Below are 23,541 nucleotides of genomic sequence, written 5' to 3' on the forward strand. Positions count from 1 at the left end.
CGAACCGGCTGCGCCAGGGCCGAAGGCGCCGGTGAGCGAGAGCGGCTACGGAGGGGCAGGGCCACGACCCGCGTCGGGGCCGCCACTGCGAGACCGAGCGTCCGCGGTCGGCTGTTGTCACAAGTCCTGTGCATGCCCGGTCAAAGGATCGAGCCGAGAAACGAAGGAGGTGTGTCGTGTCGGCACACCGAATTCTCTGTAGCCCTCACGAAGGGCTGTGCCTTGTGAGGGGGAGGACGTCGCATGGACCACGCTGACGCGGTGCCGGTCGCGGAGTTGCTCGATGAGCGTCGGCACCTGCTGGAAGTCGCCTATTGGATGCTGGGCAGCTCCCGTGACGCGGAGAGTGTCGTCGCTCAGACCTACCGACGGTGGTACGGGCTGTCCGACGCGGAGCGCGGGCGTATCACGGCTCCCCGATACTGGCTCGCGAAGACCGCGGGCGGGATCTGTCTGGGCCTGCTCGCCCGTCCCCACCGGAGTGCGGCCGGCCCATGGCAGCAGAGCGAGGAGCACCATGCTTCGACGGAAGACGTCGAGGGGGTGCCGGCGAGCCTGGCGGCAGACGTCAGCCAGGTTCTGCTGAACGCGCTGGACTCTCTGTCGCCGGCCGAGCGGGCGGCGTTTGTGCTCAATGACGTCTTCGGGATGGCCTCCGATTCGGTGGCCGACATCGTGGGACGCACGGAGTCCGAGTGCGTCGAACTCGCCGACCGGGCCCGTCGCAGTCTTCGGAGGCAGCGCTCACGCCGCACCACACCGGACGAGCACGATCTTCTCGCCCGCGCCGTCAGCCAGGCCTGCGTGAACGAGGATGCCGAACTGCTCGAGTCGCTGCTGTGCCCGGACGCCACGGCGTTCTTCGACGGCGGCGGCAAGGTCCGCGCACTGAGCAGGCCCGTACACGGCGCCCGTCAGGTGGCCCACAGCCTGCTGACACTCCTGGCCCGCCACCCCCGCACCACCCTGACCACCCACTCTGTCAACGGGCGCACCGGCCTCATCGCCCGCTACGACCGCCAGGTCGCCGCCGTGATCAGCTTTGACGTCGCCGGCCACCAGGTCGCACAGGTCTGGGTCGTCCTCAACCCCGACAAGCTGCGCTCCTGGAACCAGCCCGCCACTCCCGGTGACCCCGGCGCGCACCGGGGCCCGGCACAGCAGGGTGATCGCTGACGGTCGAGCGTGCCGTGCCCATGGACGCCGACGGTGTCAGCAGCCGTCGACGAACGTGACCGTCTCGTCGAGCGGTGCCCGGCCGATACGGGGCTGGCTTGCCGTGACGTCCTCGTGCCCGATCGACATGCCGCAGAAGAGGAGGAGTTCATCCGGGGGCGACAGGACTTCCGCGACGGTCCTGTGATACTTCGCCCAGGCCATCTGCGTGCAACTGTGCAGCCCTTCGGCGCGGAGCAGAAGCATCACGGACTGCAGATACATCCCCACGTCGGACCACTGGGGCCGGCCCATGCAGCGGTCTATGTAGAAGAACAGGGCGGCGGGTGCCCCGAAGCAGTCCCAGTTCGCGGCAGCGGCTCGCTGCCGCGCCTCCAGGTCCTCACGCGGAATGCCGAGTGCGCCGTAGCGCTGCTCGCCGAAGGCGGACCGGCGCTCCTGGTAGGGGCTCTTCAGCGTAGGCGGGTACTGCTCGTACTCCGGCTCGTCCCAGGAGTCGCCTGCGGCTATGCGCTCGCCGGCGCGCTTCTTGAGCTCGGCCAGCGGCCGGCCGGTCAGCACGTAGGTGTGCCACGGCTGGAGGTTCGATGCGGACGGTGCCCAGGCCGCGCCGGACAGCACGCGCTCCAGGACCTCGCGCGGGACCTGCTGGTCGGTGAATCCCCGCACAGCTCGCCGACTCGCGACCGCCTCGTAGACGTTCATGAGTTGCCTGCACCCCTCTCCGTTCGATGCGCACGTTACCGTCACACACAAGACGGTATCATTCAATACTATCTATTGCCATGGTTCGGAGTGTTCACGCCTCGCCCTCGGGGGGGTGGGCGAACCGGGTCAGCAGCCTCGTCAGCTGCTCAAGCTCACCGGGCCCCAGTTCGGCAACCATGCTTTCGGCCAGCGGCTGCGCCGCCACATGAGCCGCATCGAAGAGCTCGACACCCTCAGGGGTGATCTCCACCGCCCGCACCCGACGGTCCCCCGGAACCGCCCTGCGCACCGCCAGCCCCCTACGCTCCAGGTCGTCCACGACCCGCATGATCCCCGCCTTGTCCGACCCCGTCGCCGCCGCCAGATCCCGCTGCACCGTCGGCCCCCGGTCGACCAGCACCAGCAGCACCGCGAAATGCCGCAACTCGACACCGAGCGGACGCAGCGCCTCCGTCATCACCCCCGCCGCACGCCAGTGCGCCCGCCGCAACAACAGTGCGAGGGCGAAAGGCGAGGCATCCCCGGGGCGGTCCGTCGCACGCGAGGTGGTGCAGGGGGTGGTTGTCTGAGGTGTCTGAAAAGCTCCGGTGGTCACGGGGTCACATTACAGTCATAGGTGCATTCGATACGGTTTCAGTCGAAACTGGTCATGTGCTGCTGCTCTCTCGCACCCAGGAGGCCCGTCCGCCCGTAGTCACTTGACTGATGTGTCAGGTCTCGGTCGGCCCCCAGGCTCTTGGTAACCCGATCCACCTCCGTGGTGGTCGCGGCGGGAAGACGAGAGAGGACGAATCATGAGTGGGAAGGTCTTCGGCACCGATGACGGGCCCGGGTGTGCTCGCGAAGATCGCAGACACCGGCGCGATGGCAACACACGGCGGGATGTTCATTCCGGGCCTGTGACATGCCGGACGGTCGTGGCACTCCTCGAAGAGGAGGCGCCTCTGCCGGTCGTGACAGATCTCCGGTACGACAGCACGGACCCGTTCTCGGTGTTCATGGTGTTCAACGCGGGCACCGACATGGTCATCGAGTGGGAATTCGGGCGTGAGCTCCTGGATTCCGGCCGACGGCGGCTGACCGGTCTCGGCGATGTCCAGATATGGCCTGCCGAGATCCGAGGTCATGGGCTGGTGTACATGTCGTTCAGGTCGGGCTGGGAAAAGTTTGTCGTGGCTGCATCTGCGGTAGCGATCGACGAATTCATGGAACGCACTGCCGAGGTCGTTCCCCTTGGAGAGGAAAGAAGTTTTCTGGGCGTTGAAGGCTTCGTCCGTTGATCGGCTGCGGGCCGCTGAGACTCTCCGTTCGCCGCGTCGTCCGAGAGTCGTTCGACTGATGGTTGAGCCTCGCCGATGTGGGAGCGCACCTGACAGGTACGATGGTGGTCGGAACGCCCCCTTGACGGAGAGAAGCTTCACGTGTCGTGCCCGATGCCTGCTGTGCCGATGCGGGCACGTCCGGCCCTGCCCGAGCATTCCCCGCAGAAGGCGGGATCCGCACGCCTGCGATGATCGGGCGGGATGGGGAGCTGCGCACCCTGCGTGGGCTGCTGGCGGACACTGCGGGTGGGAACGGCAGCACCCTGCTGGTCCACGGCGCCGCCGGGGTCGGCAAGTCGGCTCTGCTGCGCACCATTGGGGCCGAGGCCACCGAAAGCGGCTTCAAGGTGCTGCGCACATCCGGGGTGGAGCCCGAGCAGTGGCTGCCGTTCGCCGCGCTGCAGCTGCTGCTGCAACCGCTCGCCCGTGGTGTCGAGGACCTGTCGGCTCCGTACCGCTCGGCACTGAGCGGCGTGTTCGGCGTCAGGGACACCGAGCCCGAGATCTACCAGGTCGGACTGGCCGTGCTCGAACTGCTCGCCGACGCGGCCAGCCGGCAGCCACTCCTGCTGCTGGTCGACGACCTGCAGTGGATCGACACCTCCAGCCGGGACGTCCTCAAGTTCGTGGCCCGACGTACCCGCGACCTCGCCGTACAGGTCATCGCCGCCGCCCGGATCCAGTACTCCGACTCGTATGTGCACCTGGACCTCCGCTTGAAGCCGCTCGGCCCGCAGGCCGCCGCCGAATTGCTCGATGCCGGCGCGCCGGACCTGCCGGCGCCGTTGCGGGCGCTCATCCTCGAGCGTGCCGCGGGTTTTCCGCTGGCCCTGGTGGAGCTACCCAAGGCGGTGCAGGGCATGACCGCGCAGATGGACGACCTGCCGCTGACCCAGCGGCTGGAGGACGCTTTCTCCGCGCGTACCGATGCGGTGAGCCGGGCCTGTCGCACGTTGCTCCTGGTCCTGGCCGCCGAGCCGGCCGCGCCACTGAACCTGCTGTTGGACGTGGCGAGTCGGCTCTCCGGTTCGGCGGTCTCCGTCGACGCGGTGCAGGAGGCGGTCGACGCGGATCTGGTCACACTGGTCGGCTACACCCCCGAGTTCCGCCATCCGTTGATGCGCACGGCGATCTACACCCACGCCACGATCGCCGATCGGCTGGCCGCTCACCGTGCCCTCGCATCGGTGATGGACGACGCCCCCGAGCGCCAACTGGCCCACGAGGCGGCGGCCACGATCGGGCCGGACGAGGAACTGGCCGCCCGGCTCGAGCGTTTCGCCGCTGCGGCGCAGGCCCGGGGGAAGGTGGCGGCTGCTGTCCCGGCGCTGCGTCAGGCGGCCGACCTCGTCCTCGATGCGCAACGGCGGACCGGGATCCTGGTCCGGGCGGCCGAGCTGTCCAGCGAGATCAACGACCGCATCAGCGTCCAGCTGCTGCTGGACCGTATCGACACCAGTGTGCTGGGCCCGGTGGAGCGGGCTCGCCTCATGGTGGTGTCCGACAGCTCCGCCTTCGAACCGGACGAGCCGCAGCGACGGATCCAGGACATGGTCGCCGCGGCGGCCGGAGCCTTCGACGCGGGAGCCGGAGACGTCGCGGAGGACCTGTTGTGGCGTGCCAGCGCGCGATGCTTCTTCCAGGACGGCGACGCACAGGTACGCGCTCAGGCCGCGGCGGAACTGGATCGCTGGAAACCTGATCCGGACGCTCCCCATGTGCTCGCGGTGCGGGCGTACTCCGAGCCGTACCGGCACGGGGCCGACGTGATCGCGCGGCTCGACGGAATCAGGGCAGACCGTCAAGACGGCCGGATCCTGCATTTTCTCGGTAGCGGAGCCCTGGTCATCGGCGACATCAGTCGCGCCGCCCACCACCTCGCGCTGGCAGCCGCGGCGTGGCGGTCGCAGGGCCGACTCGGGCTGCTCGCCCGTTCGCTGGCGGCCAGCTGGCCGCAGGTGTACCTCGGCCGGCTGGAGCGAGCTCGCGAGGAGTCCGCCGAGGGGCTCGCCCTGGCCGAGGAGACCGGGGAAGGGATCGTCTGGCTGGGGCTGAAGGGCACCGCCGGCCTGGTGGCGGCGCTGCGCGGAGAAACCGAGCAGGCAGCGCGGATGATCCGCGAACTCCGCATGCACAGCCTGTTCCCCGGTATGCCGTTCGTCACCGTGATGGCGCAGCAGACCGACGGCCTGCTCGCCCTCTTCGACGGCCGCGCCGAGGAGGCGTACGACGTTCTCTCGCGCGCGTTCGATCCGATCGACCCCCACTACCACTCGGTGAGCCGCTGGCTGCTCGCGCCGGATCTGGCGGATGCCGCAGTCGCCGCGGGCACCGTGCAGCAGGCCCGGGAGCTGCTGGCCGATCTTCCGGAGCTGGCCGGACGGCTGCCTTCGGAAATGATGGTCGTGGCTCATGCCTACACCGACGCGGTGCTGGCTCCGGACGACGTCGCGGAAGAGCGCTACGCCGCGGCCCTTACCGCACTGCCGGCCGACTGGACGCTGTCGCGTGCCCGCCTGCAGCTGCACCAGGGCCGCCGGCTGCGCCGCCAACGCCGCAACGCGGACGCCCGGCAACCGCTTCGACTCGCCCGTGACGAGTTCGACCGGGCCGGTGCGCGGCCCTGGGCCGAGATGGCCCGTGAGCAGCTGCGTGCCACGGGTGAGTCGAGCGGCCGACGGCACGCGAACACCGGCGAGCAACTGTCCGCCCAGGAAATGCAGATAGCCGTGCTCGCGTCACAGGGGCTGAGCAACCGGGAAATCGGCCAGCGCCTGTTCATCTCGCACCGCACCGTCGGAGCGCACCTGTACCGCATCTATCCACGCCTCGGCATCACCGGCCGGGGCAAGCTCGCCGCGGCGCTGGCCGCACTGCACGACGAACAGCCCACGCCTGACGTCTTCGGCGCCTCGGACTGACGGACCGGTCGGCAGGCGCCGTGCCCAGCCATGGCAGTCCCGAGAAAGCGGCGGAGGGCGCGGGCGATGGTCGACCCACTGGGGTGAATCGTCCTACGGCGGCAGGGAGTTGCTGTCAGTATGAAGTGTGACGACGAGCCCGCGTACTGATCCCCCCTCCCTCTCCGAACTCCTCGGACCGGCGGTCCGGTCGGGCGAGGAGGAACAGATCGAAGCGGTGGCGCGGGAGTGGGGAGCGGTGTTCCCGCCCGATTTCGTCGCCGTCGCGGCGGCGTACGGCGATGTCACCATCTGCGAGTACATCTTCTTCTGTGGCGCTCGCAATCTGCGCTCCTACGCGGCGGCCATGGGCCGGAGGATGGAGGATTCGCCGACCGTTCCGCACCGGGTACTGCCGTCTTCCGGAGGAGCACTGGTGTGGGGCAACACCATCGAGGGCGACCAGCTGTTCCTGGTCGACCGGGGCGGCGGCCGCTGGACGGTGTCGGCGTTCCGGCGCGGCTGGGCGGACTGGCACGACACCGACCTGGAGTTCGGCGAGTGGTTCCCCCGGATGCTCGCGGGGGAGATCGAGACCGACTGGATGCCCGAGTGGCCGGCCCCGCCGTACGAACTGGGAATGGTCGACTAGGGTCCGTCGTCAAACGGATCCCGGCGCGTCACCGACAGCGGTTTCACCGGGGCCTCGGCGCGCTCGGGCCGGTCCTGCGGTGCCGGGCGGCCGCTCGTCAGAGGGAGCTGGCCCGCCACCCGGTGGGACGGAACGGCGGTCGCCGAAGAGGAGCCGATTTCATGAACCGACGCCCGGAAATACGCTGGCACCACGCGGTGGCCGAGCTGGTGGACTTCGCGCTGATCAGCTGGGAGGCGGAGCCGGAGCGGGTCGCCGCGTTGCTGCCGCCGGGCTTCGAGCCGGATGTGCGGAACGGGGCGGTCCTGGTCTCCTTGGTAGCCTTCCGGGACCGCCACTTCCACTTCCGCTTCGCCCCACGGGTGCGGTTCTCGGCCGGTCAGGTCAACTACCGGACGTATGTCCGCCGGGGCGCGGAGACAGGTGTCTGGTTCTTCGGCACCTCGTTGAGCAGCCGGCTCGTACAACTCCCGCGCACGGGCTGGCAGATGCCCTGGTACCACGAGTCGGTGCGGGTGGCAGGCACCGCGTCCGACTGGCAGTTGCGGACCGAGGGCCGCTGGGGCGCGGCCGATGTCGGACTTCGCGGCACCGGGCGACCCCTCGACACCCCGCCCGGATTCCCGGACCCCGGCGAGGCGAGCCGGATCCTTGTCGACCCCGCCGTGGGCTGGTACCCCCGGCGCGACGGGCGGGGCGTGGGCCGGTACTCGGTATGGCACGAACCGCTGCGCCTGGAGGCCGCCGAGGTGCGGCACGCACACAGCCAGGCCCTGACCGACCTGAGGCTGGTCGCGCCCGGCCAACTCCCCTGCCACGCCGGACTTCAGCGCAGCACCATGTTTGACGTACACACTCCGCCGTCCCGGCTGCTCCGTCCCGCGGGCTGACCCGCCGCCTCGCGGGGGACATCGGCGCGGCGGTGCTCAGGTCAGATTCAGCCCGCCGTCCAGCACGACGACCTCGCCGGTGATGTATGTGCCGGCGACCAGCGACGCCACCAGATCGGCCACGTCGGCGGGCTGGGCGGGACGGCGCATGGGCGCGCGCTCCCGCCACAGTTCCTGTGCCTGCGTCCAGTCCTTCGTCATCGGAGTGTCCACCAGCCCAGGCGCCACCGCGTTGACCCGCACCTCGGGCCCGAGCGCGGCCGCGAGCAGCCGGGTCACGTGATTGAGCGCGGCCTTGCTCGCCGCGTACGGCACCGACGAGCCCTTGGGGCGTACCCCGGCGTGGCTGGTGATGTTCACGATGCTGCCGCCCCCGGGGGAGGTACGCAGCGCCGGAAGTGCCGCCGTGCACAGCACCCATGGCGCGATCAGGTTCACCTCCAGCAGCCGCCGCCAGTCAGCGGGTGTCGCCGCGGCCAGGTCGTCGTGCGGGATGGGCCGGCTGATGCCCGCGTTGTTCACCAGCACGTCCAGCCGTCCGTACCGGCCGAGCGCCGTCTCGACCAGCCCCCGGGCCTCGTCCTCCACCGCCAGGTCCGCCCGCACGTACGCCCCGCCGAGCTCCGCCGCGAGCGCCTCCCCGGCCTCCGTACTGCGTCGTGAGTGCACGACGACCCGCATCCCGTCTGCCGCCAGCCTCCGCGCGACGGCCTCCCCGATTCCCGACGTGGACCCGCTGACCAGGGCGACGGGCCGATCCGCTTGTTCGATGCTCATGCCAGCGGATCCTGTCACGGCGGAGGAGGCACGGCAGCGCGGCCTGCGTCCGGTGCTCGACGTCGTCGCATCCGATGCAGCAGCAGCCGGTCTCCCGGCTCGGCCGAACGTATCGCTGGGTTGGGCGACTTCCTTCTGTCGGGACAGCGCGGGCCTTCTGGCAGCCCTTCGATGACGTCCGCGTCCCACGGGACAACCCCCCACGGTCCCGGCGGTGTTCGCGAACGTTCTCGAACACGCAGGTCAGGCACTTGTGACCGGAGTCCTGTTGATCGATGTTCGAGAAGCGTTGTCGAACACCCCTCGGTCGTCTGCTCTTGTCCCAGAGCCGACCGCCGATCTGCCGGAGCCCCGTGTGCGCTCGGCGGCCTCGTCAACCGGACCACAGCCCCGCGGCGGGAACGACCCGAGCCGGTCGTCCACACCCGCCGCGGACGAAGAAGGAGGACATATGACACGCAACGCGCCGAGCGGGATCCTTCGGCGGTGGCCCAGGCCGCTGATCGCCACGCTGGCCGCGATCGCCGCGACCGGCCTCGGAACGGCGGCGCCCGCCACCGCGACCACGACCGTCCCGCACACGACCGCGTCCAGAGCCTCGGTGACCGCCGCTGCCGCCGCGACGCAGAAGCACGTCTATCTGCGGTCCGCGCTCGGCAACGAGCCTTATGTCACGACCGAGAACGGCTGGTCGGGGAGCACCGGCATGCACGCCAAGAACGTGATCCGGGCGCGTGCCGCGACCCCGGGACCCTGGGAGGGGTACCGCATCGACTACCTGGGCCCCTCGTCCGGCAACGCGGTGCACCTGTGGTCCGATGCGGCCCAGGCCTACGTGACGGCGGAGTTCGCCTGGGGCGCCACCTCGTCCGGCCTGGACCAGCGCGGCACCCTGCACGCCCGCCCCGGGCAGACCAGCACCGGCCCGTGGGAGACCTTCTACCTCGACCAGACCGGCGCGCACACCTTCACGCTGTCCGTACGCGACTCCGGTGGCAAGCTGTGGTACGTCACCGCAGAGCAGAACTACCCGGGCGACGAGGCGGGCCTGCTGCGCGCCAGGGCCACCAAGCCCGGCCCCTGGGAGCAGTTCACCACCGGCCCCGGCCCGCAGAACCTGATCGGCGGCGACGACTACCCCGCGAAGTGGAAGTCCCCGGCCCAGGACTCCTTCGCGAACGTCTTCGGGCTGAACCGGGAGTGCGTGTCCTACGTCGCCTGGAAGATCTACGAGAACAGCGGCGGTACGCAGGTGCCAGGCGGTCAGGCGGCGCCCTCGGACTGGGCCCGCTACAGCGTCCGCGTCGATCCCACCTCCGGCTCCGGCGCCTGGAGCTACGCCTACAACTGGGGCTACGCGGCCGCCTCCCACCACGTCACCGTCAACCACACCCCGACCCCCGGTTCGGTCGCCTGGTGGGACCGGAAGGGGGTGTGGGCAGCACACGGCACCGGCCATGTCGCGTACGTGACCGCGGTGCAGAAGAGCGGCTCCGCCGTCACCGGCTTCGACATCGCCGAGTACAACATCGAGGGCAAGGACGGCGCCTACTCGACGATCCACTTCACCGTCAGCAACGGCAAGCTGGTGCGACGCGCCGCCAACACCACACCGTCCGGGCCGATGGCCGGCGTGGATCTCGGCTGGGTACCGATCCCCGACGGCTTCGTCCACATCAACGGTTTCTGATCCCGGGGACCGGGGTGGACGGCGAGGGGGCCGCCCACCCCGGTGTCGTGACCGGCACAGTCGGAGACATCGCGCAAGGCATTCCACAGGGGGGGCGTGCGGTCGCGGTGCTCGGCGGGGTCGGTGGGAGGCCGGGAGCAGCCGCAGGGGTTCGTGCCGGCGGAGGTGCTCCGCCGGCACGACGGCGGCCCCGGGCGCGGTCAGCGCACCGGCAGCGACCGGGTGTGCTCGATGCGCACCGCGTCCAGGTCCCTCGGGTTCAGGCCCAGCAGCCGCAGCATCGTCGGCGCGATCTGCGTGGTCCGCACCGGAGCGTTGACGCGCACGTCGTGCGGGGTGGCGGCGCCGTAGACGACGAGCGGCACGTCGAGGTCGTCGGCGTGGGCTCCGCCGTGCTCGGCGATCTTGCTCTTGCCGCCGGTGTAGACCACGCCGTACCGGCTGATGCCGAACACGTCGGGCACGCGCGAGTCGCCGGGCCGGGCGTGGAAGTACCGGGCGGCATCCGCACCGGCGTACACGGTCTTCAGACCGCTCGCCGTGAACGGCTTGGCGGCCCCGTCGATGCCGTTGCCGGTGCCGGACTGGGCCAGCAGGTAGGTCTTGGCGAACTCGGCGGCGGCCTGGGAACGGTCGGTGAGCCACAGCAGCATGGCGTCGTCGTCCACGGCGTGGGCGACCAGGTCACCCGCGCCGGGGTGGGCGGCCTTCCAGGCGGAGTTGAGGCCGTCGAGCAGCGGCCCGTCGTCGATGCGGGTCAGCGACTCGGGGTCGGTGGGGGACTGGCCGTGCTTGGCCGACAGGATGACGGTCGTGCTGCCGTCGAGGCCCCGCTTGTGGAGCTCGTCGAGGAACGCGCCGACCTCCTGGTCGACGAAGTCGAGGTTCTTCGCCAGCAGCGGTCCGGGCGTGCCGGGTGTGGTGTAACCGCCCGTCAGGCCGTCGGAGGAGGGCAGTTTCTGGGCCGTGGACACGGACTGGAAGTTCATCCCGAAGACCGCCGGGACGCCCGTCTGGTGGGAGCCGCTGTGGTCGTGACCGTCGATCTCGTTGAGGACGGCCTTCACCTTGTACGCGTCGTACTGCTCGGTCGCGGCGTTGTCCTTCGTCCAGTCCTTGCCGGCCGGGTAGCCGATGGCCTGGCTGTTGATCTCCGGGGCGAACAGGTCCTGGATGCCGTTGCCGGACGGCCCGTCGAGGATCTCGTAGGCGGCGTGCTTGTCCGACCACGCGGTGCGCAGCCCGGCCTTGCGGGCGACGTCGAAGACCGTGTTCACCTTGAGGTAGGAGTGCGGGTAGACGGGCTTGCAGGTCTTCGGGTCGACGGGCAGCTTCGCCGGGTTGATGAGGCCGGCGGGGTCGCCGGTCATGTTCAGGATGCTGTCGGGCAGGCCGGAAAGGCCCTGGCCCGCGTCGAGGGAGTCCTGGTTCTTGTCGAGGTCCTCGGTGAGGTCGACCTCGGCGCCCGGCTTGACGCCCGCGCAACTGGTGGTGCCGGCCGGGAGCAGGGCGTTGCTGTAGGTGTCGTCGTAGTACACGCCCGTGACGCCCGGGTCCCCGCCGGTCAACTGGCCCACCATGCCTGGGAAGGAGTCGGAGGGAACGGTGGTTCTCGCGTGGGTGTACTCCACACCGCCGCCGACCAGCCGGGCGAGCGCGGAACGCGGGTGCCGGGCCACGTACCAGGCCAGGTCGGACTGGTGCAGACCGTCAACCGACAGCAGCAGGACGTGCCGGGAGCGGGATGCGGGGGAGGCCGCGGCGGGGCCGGTGGTCGCGGCGGTCAGACCGCCGACGGCGGCGAGCGCCGCGGCGGCGGCCGCGACGGGACGGAGCGGGTGTCGGAACACGATGGTTCTCCTCACGCTGTGCGGAGCTTGTGACCCTGCGGATCATGCACCGACATTCGAGAGGGAGAACGTGTACGGAACCGGACTTGCGGCCCGGATTCTGCCCAAGAACTTCATCGCGGCGCGCAAAGTCCGGTCCCTCGGGCGTCCTGAATAAGCTCGGAGGCGGGGGGAAGACTGACTGCCTGATGGCGCGGGCGAGGGGATGGGTATGGGTGAGGTGTTCTTCCGGAAGCTGACCCGGTGGCAGGCCGACGGGGACCGGGAAGAGCTGGCGGACCTGTATGTGGCTGCGTACCAGGAACCCCCGGGCGAGGAATACCGCAATCGCGAACGGTTCCTGGCCGTACTGGCGGACGATGTCCAACGGCCGGGCTTCGACATGGTGGTGGCCGACGACGTGGAGGGCGAGGACGACGAACCGGCGGGACTGGCTTACGGGTATCCGTTGCACCGCGACGGCTCATGGTGGCGCGGTTTCGTCGGTGTCCTTCCCGGCGAGGTCGAGGAACTCACCGCATCCGGGAAGGTGTTCGCCCTCGCGGAGTTGATGGTGCTTCCGGAACACCGCCGACGCGGGACAGGCAGCCGCCTCCAGGACAGACTGCTCTCCGACAGCGACGCGGAACTGGCGGTCGCACTCCTCGACCCCGCCAACTCCGCGGCGCTGGACGCCTTTCGGGCATGGGGCTGGGAGCGGCTCGGGCAATTCCGCGACGACACCGGGGAATCCGCCCTGGAGGTTCTCACCCGGGCCCTGCCGGGGTGAGAACCAGCGGGGCGGTTGCACGGCCCGGGTCCGGTCTTCTCAACGCGCTCTCGAACACCCCGCCGTCGGGGTGCCCCGGCGTTCCCGGTGTGCGTGACTCTCGGTGCGCCGGAGGCGGACGACGGCTTCGAGCCCGCCGCCCGGGGCCGTCTCCAGGGTGACCTCGCCACCGCTGGCGCGGGTGAGTTGCCGGACCATCGGCAGACCGAGGCCCGTGCCGTCGTGGTCGGCGCCGGCAGCCCGCCAGAACCGGTCGAAGGCCCTGCGCCGTTCGGCCTCGGTCATGCCGGGACCTTGGTCGATGACGTGCAACTCGGCTTCAGGCGCCGCCCGGTCCGCTTGTCCAGGGGCGTCGACGACGGCCAGGGTGACGGCGGTTCCCGGCGGGGACGCGCGCAGCGCGTTGGAGAGCAGGTTGTCGACGATCTGCTCCAGGGCGCCCGGAGCCGCCCACACCCGAACGGTGGTGGCTCCCGAGACGACGATGTCGACGCGTTGCTCCTCGGCGAAGGCCGTCCAGATGGCGGCGCGATCGGCGACGACGGCGTCGAGGTCGACCGGCTCCGGCCGGATCGCGGAGTTCTCCAGCCGGGCGAGCGCCAGCAGCCCCTGCACCATACGGCCGAGCCGTTCCAGTTCCCCCAGCGCCTTGTCGAGACTGTCCTGGGCGCACGGGTCGAGGTGCGGCTCGAAGTTCTCCAGGCGCAGGCGCAACGAGGTCAGCGGAGTCCTCAGTTGGTGCGACACATCGGAGGCGAACGCCTGCTGCTCCTGCAGCAGGTGCTGGAGCCGGGTCGCGGTGGCCGTGAAGGACGCGGCCAGACGGCGCAGTTCCGGCGGCCCGTGATCGGTGGCCGGCGGGTCGGTGATCCGGCCGTCGGCGAGCTGCGCGGTCGCCAGTTCCAGGGCCCGCACGGGACGCGTGATCGAGCGGGCGAGCGCGAAGCCGATCAGGGAGACGGCGGTCAGCACCCCCACGCCGACGAAGCCGAGAGCCAGCCAGGTGGCATGGACCTTCGCCTCAAGCGGGCCCAGCGCGTACACGGTCCGTACGACGCAGGGAACGACGGCGTCCGAACCACCGGGCACCGTGGTGAGGAGGAGGTCCCCGCCCGCGGACGGGGCACTCCGGCCGGTGACGACGGGGTGACCGTGCAGCGCGGTGGAGATGTCCGGTTCGGTGGACAGGTCCTCGCCGACCGGGGCGAGGGCGGCGGTGTCGGTGAGGACGACGCCCCGGTGATCGGTGACGACCACACGACTGCCGGTTCGCCGCCCGTAGGCGCGAGCCAGTTCGGGGAGGTCACCGGCGACCCCGCGCTCCATCTTCTCCTCGCAGACCTCGGCCAGCGTCATCGCCCCCTGCTGCGCCGCGTGGGAGAAACGGGCCAGCTCGCTGCGCGCGTAGAAGAGCCCGAACGGCACTTCGAGCGTGAGCAGGACGAGCAGTATGAGGCTCAGATGGCTGAGCAGGATGCGCCGGGTCACCGAGGCCCTCCGCCGGGTACCGGCGCTGTCGCGGAGGCGGTGTCCTCGTGTGCCGGGGGGACCAGGCGGAAGCCGATGCCGCGGATGTTCTCGATCCAGGCGGAGTCCCCGAGTTTGCGGCGCAGCGCGGCGATGTGGACGTCCAGGGTCTTGGTGGGACCGAAGAAGTTCGGTTCCCATGCCGTGTCGAGAATCTGCCGACGGGAGCAGACGGCTCCGGGATCCTCCGCGAGGCAGGTGAGCAGATCGAACTCCTTGGGCGCGAGGGCGATCGGCGACCGGTGCAGGTGCACCTGCCGGGTACGGCGGTCGATGGTCAGCGGGCCGACCCGCTGGACGTCGGGTGTCCCGGGCGGTGCCACGTCGTCCGGGGGCCCCGGTTCGTGACCGTGCGGGTCCAGGACGGCGGGGCGGGCGCGGCGGGTGACGGCGCGGATGCGGGCGACGAGTTCCCGTACGCCGAACGGCTTCGAGACGTAGTCGTCGGCGCCCAGCTCCAGACCGAGCACCCGGTCGACCTCGTCGTCCCTGGCGGTGATCATGATGATGGGCACGGACGAACGGGTTCTGAGCGCACGGCACACATCTAGGCCGTCCATGTCGGGCAGCCCCAGGTCAAGGAGCACCATCGCCGCCTCCGGCGCGGCGAGGCCGTCGGCCCCCGTTCTGGCGTGCTCCACGGTGAACCCGAATCGCCGCAGACCCTCCGTCAATGGTCCGGCCACCCGGTCGTCGTCCTCGATCAGCAAGACACGCATGCCGGAAAGGCTCACAGACCTCGCCTCGAGAGCGCGGCGCAAACGCCGGAACCTCCCCCTAGCCGGTGATCCTGACCCGGTTGGCGTAGACACCGAACGCGGTATGACTGCGACATCCAGCACCGGGACAGCGTGAAGGAAGGAGAGAGTGAAGACCTTCGAACGCCGAGTGAGCCCGCCTGCCGCCCGGCAGTGGCCCGCTCGTCCCACCGGCCCGATCGCAGTCGAAAACTGATCCAGGGTCAGGTTGCGTCGATCGACGAGTGCGCCGCGGAACCGGCCGGATTCCGCAGCGGCAAAACGCTTCATCAGAGGGATCCGGAATCACCGGCTGTCATTGCTCTGGCAATCCGCTTGACCGTCGTGTCCTAGCGTCGGTTGCACGGCCGGTGCCACGGGGGCACCGAGTGACAAGCGCCCGCACAAGCACCTGGGACACCCCATGCCCATTGACGAACTACGTCGCATCCGACCGGACCTGGTGGAACCCTTCACGGCCGAGCTCCCGGGAGCACGGGCGACCGTGCTGGCCCGGCTGTGGGGCGCCTTCGCACGCGAACCCCTGCCCGGCGTGACCGGGCACCGCCGCGAGTCCGACGACCTGGTGATCGAGCTGCGGCGGGGCGGATCGCTCTCGGCGCCCGCGTCCGGCGCGCGGTCGTTCGCCGAGGTGCCCGACGACTTCGCCGTGTCCGGGTCGGACGGGCCGATCGACGGACCGGCGCAACTGCTGGCGCAACTCGGCCTGCGTACCCGCGCCGCGCAGCGGCTGGCGGCCGAGCTGGACAACAGCGTGGTCAACCTGGCCCTGGCCAGGGCCGCGAACGCAGGCCGGGCGGTCGCACCCGACGACTCTGCGGACGCGGAGCAGACCGTCGTGGACGGCCATCCGCAGCATCCCTGCTGCCGCACACGTACGGGCATGTCGATCGCCGACGTGCTCGCCTACGCTCCCGAGCACCACCCCGTCGTCCGACTGGCGCTGCTCCGTGTCCCGGCCGACCGCTGGCAGAGCGCCGGCGCCTGGCCGCGGCGACTGCGGGACGGCGACACCATCCTGGTCCCGCTGCACCCCTGGCAGCGGGACCACGTACTCGCACACCACCCCGGCCTCGCCGGCTCCGGCTCCGTCTCCGTCTCGGAGGAAACGATCCCGGCCCGGCCGTTGCTGTCGCTGCGCACCCTGGCACCGCTGGGCACCCTGCCGGGCTGTCACCTCAAGACGGCGCTCGACGTACAGGTCACCAACTACCGGCGCACCATCTCCCCGGCCGAGGTCGCCGACGGGCCCCCGCTGTCCGACCTCGTCTCGGCCCTCATCGACAAGGCCGGGTACGGCGACAGCCTGCGCGTCATGCGTGAGCTGGGCGGCGGTGCGGTGTGCGTGGACGGACAGCCCTCCGCGAGCCTGGCGGCGATGATCCGGGAGTCGACCGAGTGCCACCTCGACCCGGGGGAGATCGCGGTTCCGCTCACCGCCGTCCACGCGACGGGAGCGACCGTCATCTCGGGAGACCCGGTGCGCTGGCTGGCGGACTTCGCCGCACTCGTCCTGCCGCCCGCACTGACGCTGCTGTCCATGGGGGTGGCACTGGAGGCGCACGGCCAGAACACCCTGGTCGTGCTGCGCGACGGGCGGCCGGTGCGGGTGCTCTACCGCGACCTGGACGGCGTACGAGTCAGCCCGCGCCGCCTGGCCCGGTGCGGCATCACGCTGCCGCCGTTGCTCGGCACCCGTGCGGGGGACGATGTGGACGCGCTGCACACCAAGTTGTTCGGCGGCCTGATCAGCGGCGTCTTCGGCGAACTGGTCGACGTCCTCGGCCGGACGCGGGATGCCGACCCCCGAGCGCTGTGGGGCGCGGTGGCCGAGGCGGGCCGCCAGGTGTACGCCGGCCTGGCGAGCGACGAGGACGCCGCGGCGTTCTTCGGCGACACGATGCCGCTGAAGGCGACCATCGCCATGCGCCTGGCCGACAACCCGGGGAAGGCGCAGTGGACGCCGGTCCCCAACCCGCTGGCCCTGTGCCGCTGAAGTCCGACACCGATCGCCGCGCCACTGGAGTGACCGAATGACCACCGGCACCGCCACCACCGCCGTTACCGACACCGCCCCCACCGCCCCCACCGCCCCCACCGCCCCCACCGCCGTCACCGCCGTCACCGGCACCGCCCCCACCCTCGCAGCAGTCACCGGACCGACGGAGACGGCCGACGCCGTCACCGCCCACACACTGCTCAACTGCCTGATCCGCGAGGTGTCCGCCCCCGAACACCAGGTGACGGTCGCCGACGGCCACCTCCTGCTACGACTGCCCCGCCGGGGCCTCCTGCTGCGTTCCCGGCTGCGCCGGATCTCCCTGGTCGCGGCGCACCGCTTCCAGGGCCCGGTGCAGCGGCTCGACGACGACACCTGGGTGACCGTGGACTGGCGGGAGCTGGCGGACTGCATCCAGGACGAACTGGAACTGCGCACGGGTGTCGCCAACGAGGAGTTCCTGGCCCAGGTCGCCGACAGCCGGGAGACGATCCGCACCGCACTGGAGGAGCGGACGAGCCGCACACCGCACCCCGACCCGTACGTGGCGTCGGAACAGTCCCTGGTGTTCGGCCACCGCTTCCACCCCACCCCCAAGGCCCGCACCGGCGACCCGGAGGACTGGCTGGCGTACGGTCCGGAGACCGGCGCCCGCTTCCGCCTGCGCCACCTGGCCGTGCGCAGCCACCTCGTCCGCGAGGAGGGCGAGCTGCACGAGATGGACGCGCTGTGCCCGGCGGCCGACCCGGGGTTCGCGATACTGCCGGTGCACCCCTGGCAGTACCGGCTGCTCCAGGACCATGACCGGCTGCGCGAGGTGATGGCCGCCGGGGAGGTCGTCGACACCGGCACGCACGGACCGGAGCTGGTGCCGACCGCATCCGTGCGCACGCTGTACCACCCGGACACCGACACCTTCCTGAAGTTCAGCCTGAACGTCCGTCTCACCAACTGCGTCCGCAGGCACGCCAGTTACGAGCTGTCCGGCGCCGTCGCCCTCAACCGGCTGCTCCAGCCCGTCTTCGCCCGGCTGACCGGCCGCTACCCGGGATGCGCGCTCCTCGCCGAACCCGGCTACCGCACCCTCGACACCGACGGCGATCTTCTGGAGGGCCTCGGCGTCATCGTCCGCTCCGGCCTGCGCCACCACCTGCGCCCCGGGGTGACCCCGCTGCTCGCCGCCGCGATCGCGGACGAGTACCCCTCCGGCGCGGCCCACGTCTCCCGGCTGCTCGCCCGCGGCGACGGGGACGTACTGGCCTGGTGGGACGCGTACCTGCACCTGCTGCTGCCACCGGTACTGGCCGCCTACTTCGAACACGGTGTCGTACTCGAACCCCACCTGCAGAACGTCGTCGTCGGTGTCGACGCCGACGGCACCCCGGCGCAGATGCTCTTCCGCGACCTGGAAGGCACCAAGCTCCTGCCCGGACCCCACCGACACACCCTCGCCGACCTCCCGGAGCACGTCCGGCAACCCCTCACCTACGAACCCGAGCACGGCTGGAACCGGGTCGCGTACTGCCTCCTGGTCAACCACACGGCCGAAGTGCTCGGCGCCCTGGCCGACCTCGCCCCGACGCTGGAGCCCGCCCTCTGGGGCCTGGTCCGCGACCACCTCAAGGCCTATGCCCGCACCGCCGCCGAACCGCCACGCCTGCGCGCCCTGCTGTCCGGCGTACCGCTGCCCGCCAAGGCCAACCTTCTGCTGCGCTGGGCCCGCAAGGCCGACCGGCACGCCACCTACGTCCCCCTGACGAGCCCGCTCGGTGCGGACTTCCCCCACGAGGTGATCCGGTGAGGTCCGCACTCCTCGAACACGTCGGCCGACTCACCGACGACGACCTGCCCGCGTACGTCTACGACCTCCCGGAGCTGCGTGAGCACCTACACGCCATCCGGACCGCACTGCCGAAACGTGTCGAGCTGCTGTACGCGGCCAAGGCCAATTCCGACCCGCGGATCCTGCGGACGCTGGCCGAGCACGTCGACGGGTTCGAGGTGGCCTCCGGCGGCGAGCTGAGTCACGTCCGCGGGCTCGTCCCCGATGCGCCGATCGCCTTCGGAGGCCCCGGCAAGACAGAGAAAGAGCTGGCCCGGGCACTGGACGCCGGAGTGCAGCGGCTGCACATCGAGAGCGAACAGGAACTGCGCCTGGTCACCGCCCTGCTGGGCCACCGGACCGTGGATGTCCTGCTGCGCGTCAACCTGCCCGTCGTAGTCGGCCGGGTCGCGCTCGCGATGGGCGGGCACCCCAGTCCCTTCGGCATGGACCCCGCCCAACTGGACCGCTGTCTGGAGGTGTTCGCCTCCGCCCCGCGCCTGCGACTGCGCGGACTCCACTTCCATCTGGCCAGCGGACTCGAGGAACGACCCCACCTGGCCCTGATCGACGAGATCCTGACCTGGGCCGAGGACTGGGCACACCACCGCGCCGTCGACCTGACCGAGGTCAACGTCGGAGGCGGGATGGGCGTCGACTACACCCATCCGCGACGGAAGTTCGACTGGCGCGCCTTCGGTGCCGGACTGCGCCCGCTCCTGGCCCGCCACCCTCGCCTCACCCTGCGGATCGAACCCGGCCGCTCGGTCACCGCCTACTGCGGCTGGTACGTCACCCAGGTCCTGGACATCAAGTTCAGCCGCGGGCATGCGTTCGCCGTACTGCGCGGCGGCACCCACCATCTGCGTACCCCGGCGGCGAAACAGCACGACCAGCCCTTCGAGGTGATCCCCGACGGCCGCTGGGCACGGCCCTGGCAGCGCCCGGAGGCCCGTGACGAGCCGGTGACGCTGGTCGGACAGCTGTGCACCCCCAAGGACGTCCTGGCCCGCGGGGCCATGGTCGAGCGGCTGCGCGTCGGCGACCGGGTCGCCTTCGCGATGGCCGGCGCCTACGCCTGGAACATCTCCCACCATGCGTTCCTCATGCACCCCCACCCGACGTTCCATCATGTCGACGACGCGGAGTCGCCGGCCTCGGGCGGGTACGCCCACCAGCCGTCATGAACGGCGGTACCCGCATGCGGATGACGGCCGTACTCATGTCCCGGAACTTCCGTCGCTACCTGCTCGGGCAGCTGACCTCCAACATCGGCACCTGGATGCAGCGCGCCGCCCAGGACCTGCTCGTCCTCCACCTCACCGGCAACAGCGGCAGTGCGGTCGGCCTCGTGACCGCACTGCAGTTCCTGCCGCAGACCCTGTTCGGCCTCACCGGAGGCGTCCTCGCCGACCGGTACCCCAGGCGGCGACTGCTGCTCCTGACCCAGACGGCCATGGGAGCGCAGTCCCTCCTGCTCGGACTGCTGACCGTCACCGGGGCGGTGAACCCGCTCTCCGTCTACGCGCTGGCCTTCGTCCTCGGCACGGCCACCGCGGTGGACGGCCCCGCCCGCAGCGCCTTCATCTGCGAACTGGTCGCCCGCGAGGGCGTGGCCGTCGCGGTCAGCCTGAACGCCGCCCAGTTCAACATGGCCCGCGTCCTGGGCCCCGCCCTCGCCGGCCTCACCGTCGCCGCCTTCGGCACCGGTCCCGTGTTCCTCGCGAACGCCGCCTCGTACCTGGCTGTCCTCTACGGCCTGATCACCATCCGCACGGCCGGCCCCGGCCGGCCCAGCACAGACCGGGCTCGACTGCGCGACGCCTTCCACGACATCGCCTCCACCCCGGAGCTGCTCCTGCCGGTCTGTCTCATCGCCGTCGTCGGCACCTTCGGCCTCAACTTCCAGGTCACCATCTCGCTCGCGGCCATGACCGTCTTCCACTCGGGCGCCGCCGCCTTCGGGTACCTCTCCGCCGCCTACGCCGTGGGCAGCCTCGTCGGCGCGATCCACGGGGCGAGCCGCGGCAAGCCCCCCACGGTCCGACGCCTGACCACCACCACCGTGGTCTTCGGAGTGCTGGAGGCGGCACTGGGCCTGATGCCGGGCTACGGCACCTTCATGGCCCTGCTGATCCCCACCGGTTTCGCCGCGGTCACCGTGACCACCACCGCCAACGCACTGACCCAGCTCCACGCCGACCCGCAGCTGCGCGGTCGTGTCATGTCCGTCTACTTCCTCGTCCTCCTCGGCGGCACCCCTGTCGGCGCCCCACTGGTCGGCCTGGTGTCGGACACCCTCGGCGCCCGCTCCAGTCTGGTCCTGGGCGGCGTCGTCTCCGCGTCCTGCGCACTCGCGCTGTCCGCTGTGATCGGACGGCGCGTCCGACGGCTCCCCCCGATCACCCGCCCGGCCCCCATGACCGGCCCAGCCCTCACACCGGCTCGCCCGGCCGATCCGTGACGCCTCCATGGAAGCCGGCGACGAGGGCGCCGAACTCGTCGGGCGTGGCGAGCCGGACGCCGAGTTGTTCGGCCTTGGCGCGCTTGGAGCCCGCGCCCTCTCCCGCCACGACGAGGGTGGTCTTCTTGGAGACGCTGGAGGAGGAGCGGCCGCCGGCCCGCTCGATGAGCTCGTTCATCTCGTTGCGGGAGAGCTTCTCCAGGGCACCCGTCATGGCGCCGGTGACGACCACGGTCATCCCGGCCAGCGGGCCCGCCTCCGGCGCGGCCGCGGGCGCCTCGCCGGGAGATGCCTCGCCGTCGGGTGCCGCGGCGTCCGCGGGGGAGGGCGGGGTGGCGCCGGGCTCGGTCATGTTGACGCCCGCGGCGGCCAGTCGTTCGATGAGCGGGGCGAGTTCGGCCAGTTCCGCGACGATCGAGGGGGCCTTCTCCACGCCGATGCCCTCGACCTGCTGCATCGCCTCGGCGTCGGCGGCGCGCACGGCGTCCATGGTGGCGAAGTGGCGGGCGATACGCCGGGACATGGACCGGCCGGTACCGCGCACACCGAGCGCGCACAGCACCCGGGACAGCGGCTGCTGCCTGGCCTTGGCTATCGCGGCGAGGAGGTTGTCGGTGCTGGTCTCGCCCATCCGGTCCAGCCCGAGCAGCTGTTCGCGGGTGAGAGCGAACAGGCCGGCGAGATCGGTGACGAGGCCGGCGTCGACGAGCTGGACGACGCGGGTGGCGCCGAGGCCTTCGATGTCGAGCTGGTCGCGGCCGGCGGCGTAGGAGAGCGAGGCGACCAGGTGGCAGTTGCGGCCCTGCGCGCACCGCCAGCGTTCCTCGCTCCTGTCGATGGCCGATCCGCAGCGCGGGCAGGTCTCGGGGAAGGCGATGGGCTGTTCGTCGCCGGTACGCAGGTGGGCGACCGGGGCCTGGATACGGGGGATGACGTCGCCCGCGCGGTGCACCATGACCTGGTCGCCCAGACGCAGGTCGCGGCGGGTGATGTCGGCCGGGTTGTGCAGGGTGGCGTAGGTGATGGTGGAGCCGTCGATGACGACCGGTTCGAGGACGCCGCGCGGGGCGATGATCCCGGTGCGGCCCACGTTCCACTCCACCTCCAGCAGCCGGGTGATCTTCTCCACGGCCGGGAGCTTGTAGGCGATCGCCCATCTGGGTGCGCGCGAGCCGGATCCCGCGGCCTGCTGGTCGGCGGCGAGGTCGGCCTTGATGACGATGCCGTCGATGCCGAACGGCAGCCCGGCACGGACCGCGGCGATCTCCGCCACCCGGGCCAGTACCTGCTCGACGGTCTCGGCGACGGTGTCCGGGATGTCGGTGCGGGCGCTGGTGTGCACACCGAACTCGGCGACCAGACGCATGAGATCGCCGTGCGCGGACGTGTTCAGCCGCTCGGTCAGCGTGGGGTCGGTGGCGGGCAGGGGCAGCAGTCCGTAGCCGAAGAACGTCATCGGCACCGTGTAGACGCGCTCCTTGGCCCGCAGGGTGCCGGCCGCGGCGTTGCGGGGGTTGGCGAACGGCTGCCCGCCGTGCTGGGTGCGCACCTCGTTGGCGTACTCGAACTGCGCGTTCGTCATGAGGACTTCGCCGCGCACCTCCACGGTGACCGGCTCGGCCAGCTGCTCGGGCAGTCCCTCGATGGTGCCGATCGCGTGCGAGACGTCCTCCCCGGCCGTCCCGTCGCCCCGGGTGATCAGCCGGGTGAGTCGGCCGGCGGTGTAGCGGGCGGCGATCGCCAGGCCGTCCAGCTTCGGCCCGACGTGGAAGCGGGTCACCTCGTGCCCGACACGACGGGCCAGGGACTCGGTCCAGGCGGTGAACTCCTCGGCGGAGAACACGTTGTCCAGGCTCAGCATCGCCGCCGAATGCGGGACATCGCCCTCCACCGCGCCGCCGGCCACCTTCCCGGTGGGGGAGCCGGACAGCACCTGTTCGGGGTGTACGGCCTCGTATGCGGCGATCCCGCGCACCAGCCGGTCGTAGGCGTCGTCGTCCAGCGGCGAGGTGCCGCCCGCGTAGTACGCGGCTGCTGCCTCTACGGCGTCCTCGACCGCCTGTGCGTAGGCGGCGGCATCCACGATCACTGCTGCAGGTGTTGTCATACGCCGCATCCTGCCGCCCACCACTGACAACGGGACCGGACGCAGGGGCTGCAGGGCCGTCGCCTTGTTACCGGATACGGACAGAGCCGGGTGAACAACGCCCGCCCCGGGGCCATCTCACGGGGTGCAG

General features: G+C 71.0%; 18 protein-coding genes. 11 read left to right on the top strand and 7 right to left on the bottom strand.

The window, feature by feature from the left end:
- Window positions 1-243 precede the first annotated feature (243 nt).
- Window positions 244-1,176 (top strand): sigma factor-like helix-turn-helix DNA-binding protein, encoded by a 933-nt coding sequence (locus EDD90_RS46820; protein WP_123979114.1) that lies wholly within the window; start codon window positions 244-246, stop codon window positions 1,174-1,176.
- Window positions 1,177-1,212: 36 nt separating this feature from the next.
- On the opposite strand, the gene EDD90_RS46825 is transcribed toward EDD90_RS46820, so the two are convergent.
- Both EDD90_RS46825 and EDD90_RS46830 read right to left on the bottom strand, forming a co-directional pair.
- Window positions 1,213-1,881: a nitroreductase gene (locus EDD90_RS46825; protein ID WP_123979115.1), complete on the bottom strand. Its 669-nt coding sequence runs from the start codon at window positions 1,879-1,881 to the stop codon at window positions 1,213-1,215.
- 94 nt (window positions 1,882-1,975) lie between these two features.
- Window positions 1,976-2,479 carry a MarR family winged helix-turn-helix transcriptional regulator gene (locus tag EDD90_RS46830; RefSeq protein WP_123979116.1) on the bottom strand — a complete coding sequence of 168 codons (504 nt, stop codon included), beginning with the start codon at window positions 2,477-2,479 and terminating at the stop codon, window positions 1,976-1,978.
- Window positions 2,480-2,801: 322 nt separating this feature from the next.
- On the opposite strand from EDD90_RS46830, the gene EDD90_RS46835 reads away from it, so the two are divergent.
- The 4 genes from EDD90_RS46835 (at window position 2,802) to EDD90_RS46850 (ending at window position 7,648) form a co-directional block, all read left to right on the top strand.
- Window positions 2,802-3,164 carry an SsgA family sporulation/cell division regulator gene (locus tag EDD90_RS46835; RefSeq protein WP_185149465.1) on the top strand — a complete coding sequence of 121 codons (363 nt, stop codon included), beginning with the start codon at window positions 2,802-2,804 and terminating at the stop codon, window positions 3,162-3,164.
- 230 nt (window positions 3,165-3,394) lie between these two features.
- Window positions 3,395-6,127, top strand: coding sequence for an AAA family ATPase (locus EDD90_RS46840; RefSeq protein WP_123979118.1), 2,733 nt, complete (start codon window positions 3,395-3,397; stop codon window positions 6,125-6,127).
- A gap of 127 nt (window positions 6,128-6,254) precedes the next feature.
- On the top strand, window positions 6,255-6,758 hold the full coding sequence (locus tag EDD90_RS46845) for a hypothetical protein (protein ID WP_123979119.1): 504 nt from the start codon (window positions 6,255-6,257) through the stop codon (window positions 6,756-6,758).
- Window positions 6,759-6,919: 161 nt separating this feature from the next.
- Complete coding sequence (locus EDD90_RS46850) at window positions 6,920-7,648, top strand: DUF2071 domain-containing protein (protein WP_123979120.1); 729 nt, start codon at window positions 6,920-6,922, stop codon at window positions 7,646-7,648.
- Window positions 7,649-7,684: 36 nt separating this feature from the next.
- On the opposite strand, the gene EDD90_RS46855 is transcribed toward EDD90_RS46850, so the two are convergent.
- Window positions 7,685-8,425, bottom strand: a complete 741-nt coding sequence (locus tag EDD90_RS46855) for an SDR family NAD(P)-dependent oxidoreductase (RefSeq protein ID WP_123979121.1) — start codon at window positions 8,423-8,425, stop codon at window positions 7,685-7,687.
- A 451-nt stretch (window positions 8,426-8,876) separates the two neighbouring features.
- Here EDD90_RS46855 and EDD90_RS46865 point away from each other — a divergent pair, with 451 nt between their 5' ends.
- The gene (locus tag EDD90_RS46865) at window positions 8,877-10,115 is read left to right on the top strand and encodes a CHAP domain-containing protein (RefSeq protein ID WP_123979122.1); all 1,239 of its coding nucleotides are present in this window, start codon (window positions 8,877-8,879) and stop codon (window positions 10,113-10,115) included.
- 200 nt (window positions 10,116-10,315) lie between these two features.
- Here EDD90_RS46865 and EDD90_RS46870 read toward each other — a convergent pair whose 3' ends face one another.
- Complete coding sequence (locus tag EDD90_RS46870; protein WP_123979123.1) at window positions 10,316-11,965, bottom strand: alkaline phosphatase family protein; 1,650 nt, start codon at window positions 11,963-11,965, stop codon at window positions 10,316-10,318.
- A gap of 211 nt (window positions 11,966-12,176) precedes the next feature.
- Between EDD90_RS46870 and EDD90_RS46875 the strand changes: the two genes are divergently transcribed.
- A complete protein-coding gene (locus EDD90_RS46875; RefSeq protein WP_185149466.1) occupies window positions 12,177-12,734 on the top strand; it encodes a GNAT family N-acetyltransferase in 558 nt (185 codons plus the stop codon).
- 39 nt (window positions 12,735-12,773) lie between these two features.
- Here the strand turns inward: EDD90_RS46875 and EDD90_RS46880 are convergent, their stop codons facing one another.
- Both EDD90_RS46880 and EDD90_RS46885 read right to left on the bottom strand, forming a co-directional pair.
- Window positions 12,774-14,222: a HAMP domain-containing sensor histidine kinase gene (locus EDD90_RS46880; RefSeq protein ID WP_123979125.1), complete on the bottom strand. Its 1,449-nt coding sequence runs from the start codon at window positions 14,220-14,222 to the stop codon at window positions 12,774-12,776.
- Window positions 14,219-14,980, bottom strand: a complete 762-nt coding sequence (locus EDD90_RS46885) for a response regulator transcription factor (protein ID WP_123979126.1) — start codon at window positions 14,978-14,980, stop codon at window positions 14,219-14,221. The genes EDD90_RS46880 and EDD90_RS46885 overlap by 4 nt, the downstream gene beginning before the upstream one ends.
- A gap of 442 nt (window positions 14,981-15,422) precedes the next feature.
- Between EDD90_RS46885 and EDD90_RS46890 the strand changes: the two genes are divergently transcribed.
- Genes EDD90_RS46890 through EDD90_RS46905 form a run of 4 tightly spaced genes read left to right on the top strand, consistent with a single transcriptional unit; the run spans window position 15,423 to window position 21,304 of the window.
- Window positions 15,423-17,015, top strand: coding sequence for an IucA/IucC family siderophore biosynthesis protein (locus tag EDD90_RS46890; protein ID WP_123979127.1), 1,593 nt, complete (start codon window positions 15,423-15,425; stop codon window positions 17,013-17,015).
- A gap of 37 nt (window positions 17,016-17,052) precedes the next feature.
- The gene (locus EDD90_RS46895) at window positions 17,053-18,819 is read left to right on the top strand and encodes an IucA/IucC family siderophore biosynthesis protein (protein ID WP_123979128.1); all 1,767 of its coding nucleotides are present in this window, start codon (window positions 17,053-17,055) and stop codon (window positions 18,817-18,819) included.
- A complete protein-coding gene (locus EDD90_RS46900) occupies window positions 18,816-20,027 on the top strand; it encodes a type III PLP-dependent enzyme (protein ID WP_123979129.1) in 1,212 nt (403 codons plus the stop codon). The genes EDD90_RS46895 and EDD90_RS46900 overlap by 4 nt, the downstream gene beginning before the upstream one ends.
- A gap of 20 nt (window positions 20,028-20,047) precedes the next feature.
- Complete coding sequence (locus EDD90_RS46905) at window positions 20,048-21,304, top strand: MFS transporter (protein WP_123979130.1); 1,257 nt, start codon at window positions 20,048-20,050, stop codon at window positions 21,302-21,304.
- Here EDD90_RS46905 and ligA read toward each other — a convergent pair.
- Window positions 21,276-23,411 (bottom strand): NAD-dependent DNA ligase LigA, encoded by a 2,136-nt coding sequence (ligA, locus tag EDD90_RS46910; RefSeq protein ID WP_185149467.1) that lies wholly within the window; start codon window positions 23,409-23,411, stop codon window positions 21,276-21,278. The two genes, EDD90_RS46905 and ligA, sit on opposite strands and share 29 nt — an antisense overlap.
- Between the last annotated feature and the right edge of the window lie 130 nt (window positions 23,412-23,541).

This window comes from Streptomyces sp. Ag109_O5-1 (genome assembly GCF_003814875.1).
GTDB lineage: Bacteria > Actinomycetota > Actinomycetes > Streptomycetales > Streptomycetaceae > Streptomyces > Streptomyces sasae.

Excerpts from the sequence above, each read along its gene's own strand:
- EDD90_RS46820 (WP_123979114.1), top strand. The coding sequence starts at position 244 with ATGGACCACGCTGACGCGGTGCCGGTCGCGGAGTTGCTCGATGAGCGT.
- EDD90_RS46825 (WP_123979115.1), bottom strand. The coding sequence starts at position 1,881 with ATGAACGTCTACGAGGCGGTCGCGAGTCGGCGAGCTGTGCGGGGATTC.
- EDD90_RS46840 (WP_123979118.1), top strand. The coding sequence starts at position 3,395 with ATGATCGGGCGGGATGGGGAGCTGCGCACCCTGCGTGGGCTGCTGGCG.
- EDD90_RS46850 (WP_123979120.1), top strand. The coding sequence starts at position 6,920 with ATGAACCGACGCCCGGAAATACGCTGGCACCACGCGGTGGCCGAGCTG.
- EDD90_RS46855 (WP_123979121.1), bottom strand. The coding sequence starts at position 8,425 with ATGAGCATCGAACAAGCGGATCGGCCCGTCGCCCTGGTCAGCGGGTCC.
- EDD90_RS46865 (WP_123979122.1), top strand. The coding sequence starts at position 8,877 with ATGACACGCAACGCGCCGAGCGGGATCCTTCGGCGGTGGCCCAGGCCG.
- EDD90_RS46875 (WP_185149466.1), top strand. The coding sequence starts at position 12,177 with ATGGGTGAGGTGTTCTTCCGGAAGCTGACCCGGTGGCAGGCCGACGGG.
- EDD90_RS46885 (WP_123979126.1), bottom strand. The coding sequence starts at position 14,980 with ATGCGTGTCTTGCTGATCGAGGACGACGACCGGGTGGCCGGACCATTG.
- EDD90_RS46890 (WP_123979127.1), top strand. The coding sequence starts at position 15,423 with ATGCCCATTGACGAACTACGTCGCATCCGACCGGACCTGGTGGAACCC.
- EDD90_RS46895 (WP_123979128.1), top strand. The coding sequence starts at position 17,053 with ATGACCACCGGCACCGCCACCACCGCCGTTACCGACACCGCCCCCACC.
- EDD90_RS46905 (WP_123979130.1), top strand. The coding sequence starts at position 20,048 with ATGACGGCCGTACTCATGTCCCGGAACTTCCGTCGCTACCTGCTCGGG.
- ligA (WP_185149467.1), bottom strand. The coding sequence starts at position 23,411 with ATGACAACACCTGCAGCAGTGATCGTGGATGCCGCCGCCTACGCACAG.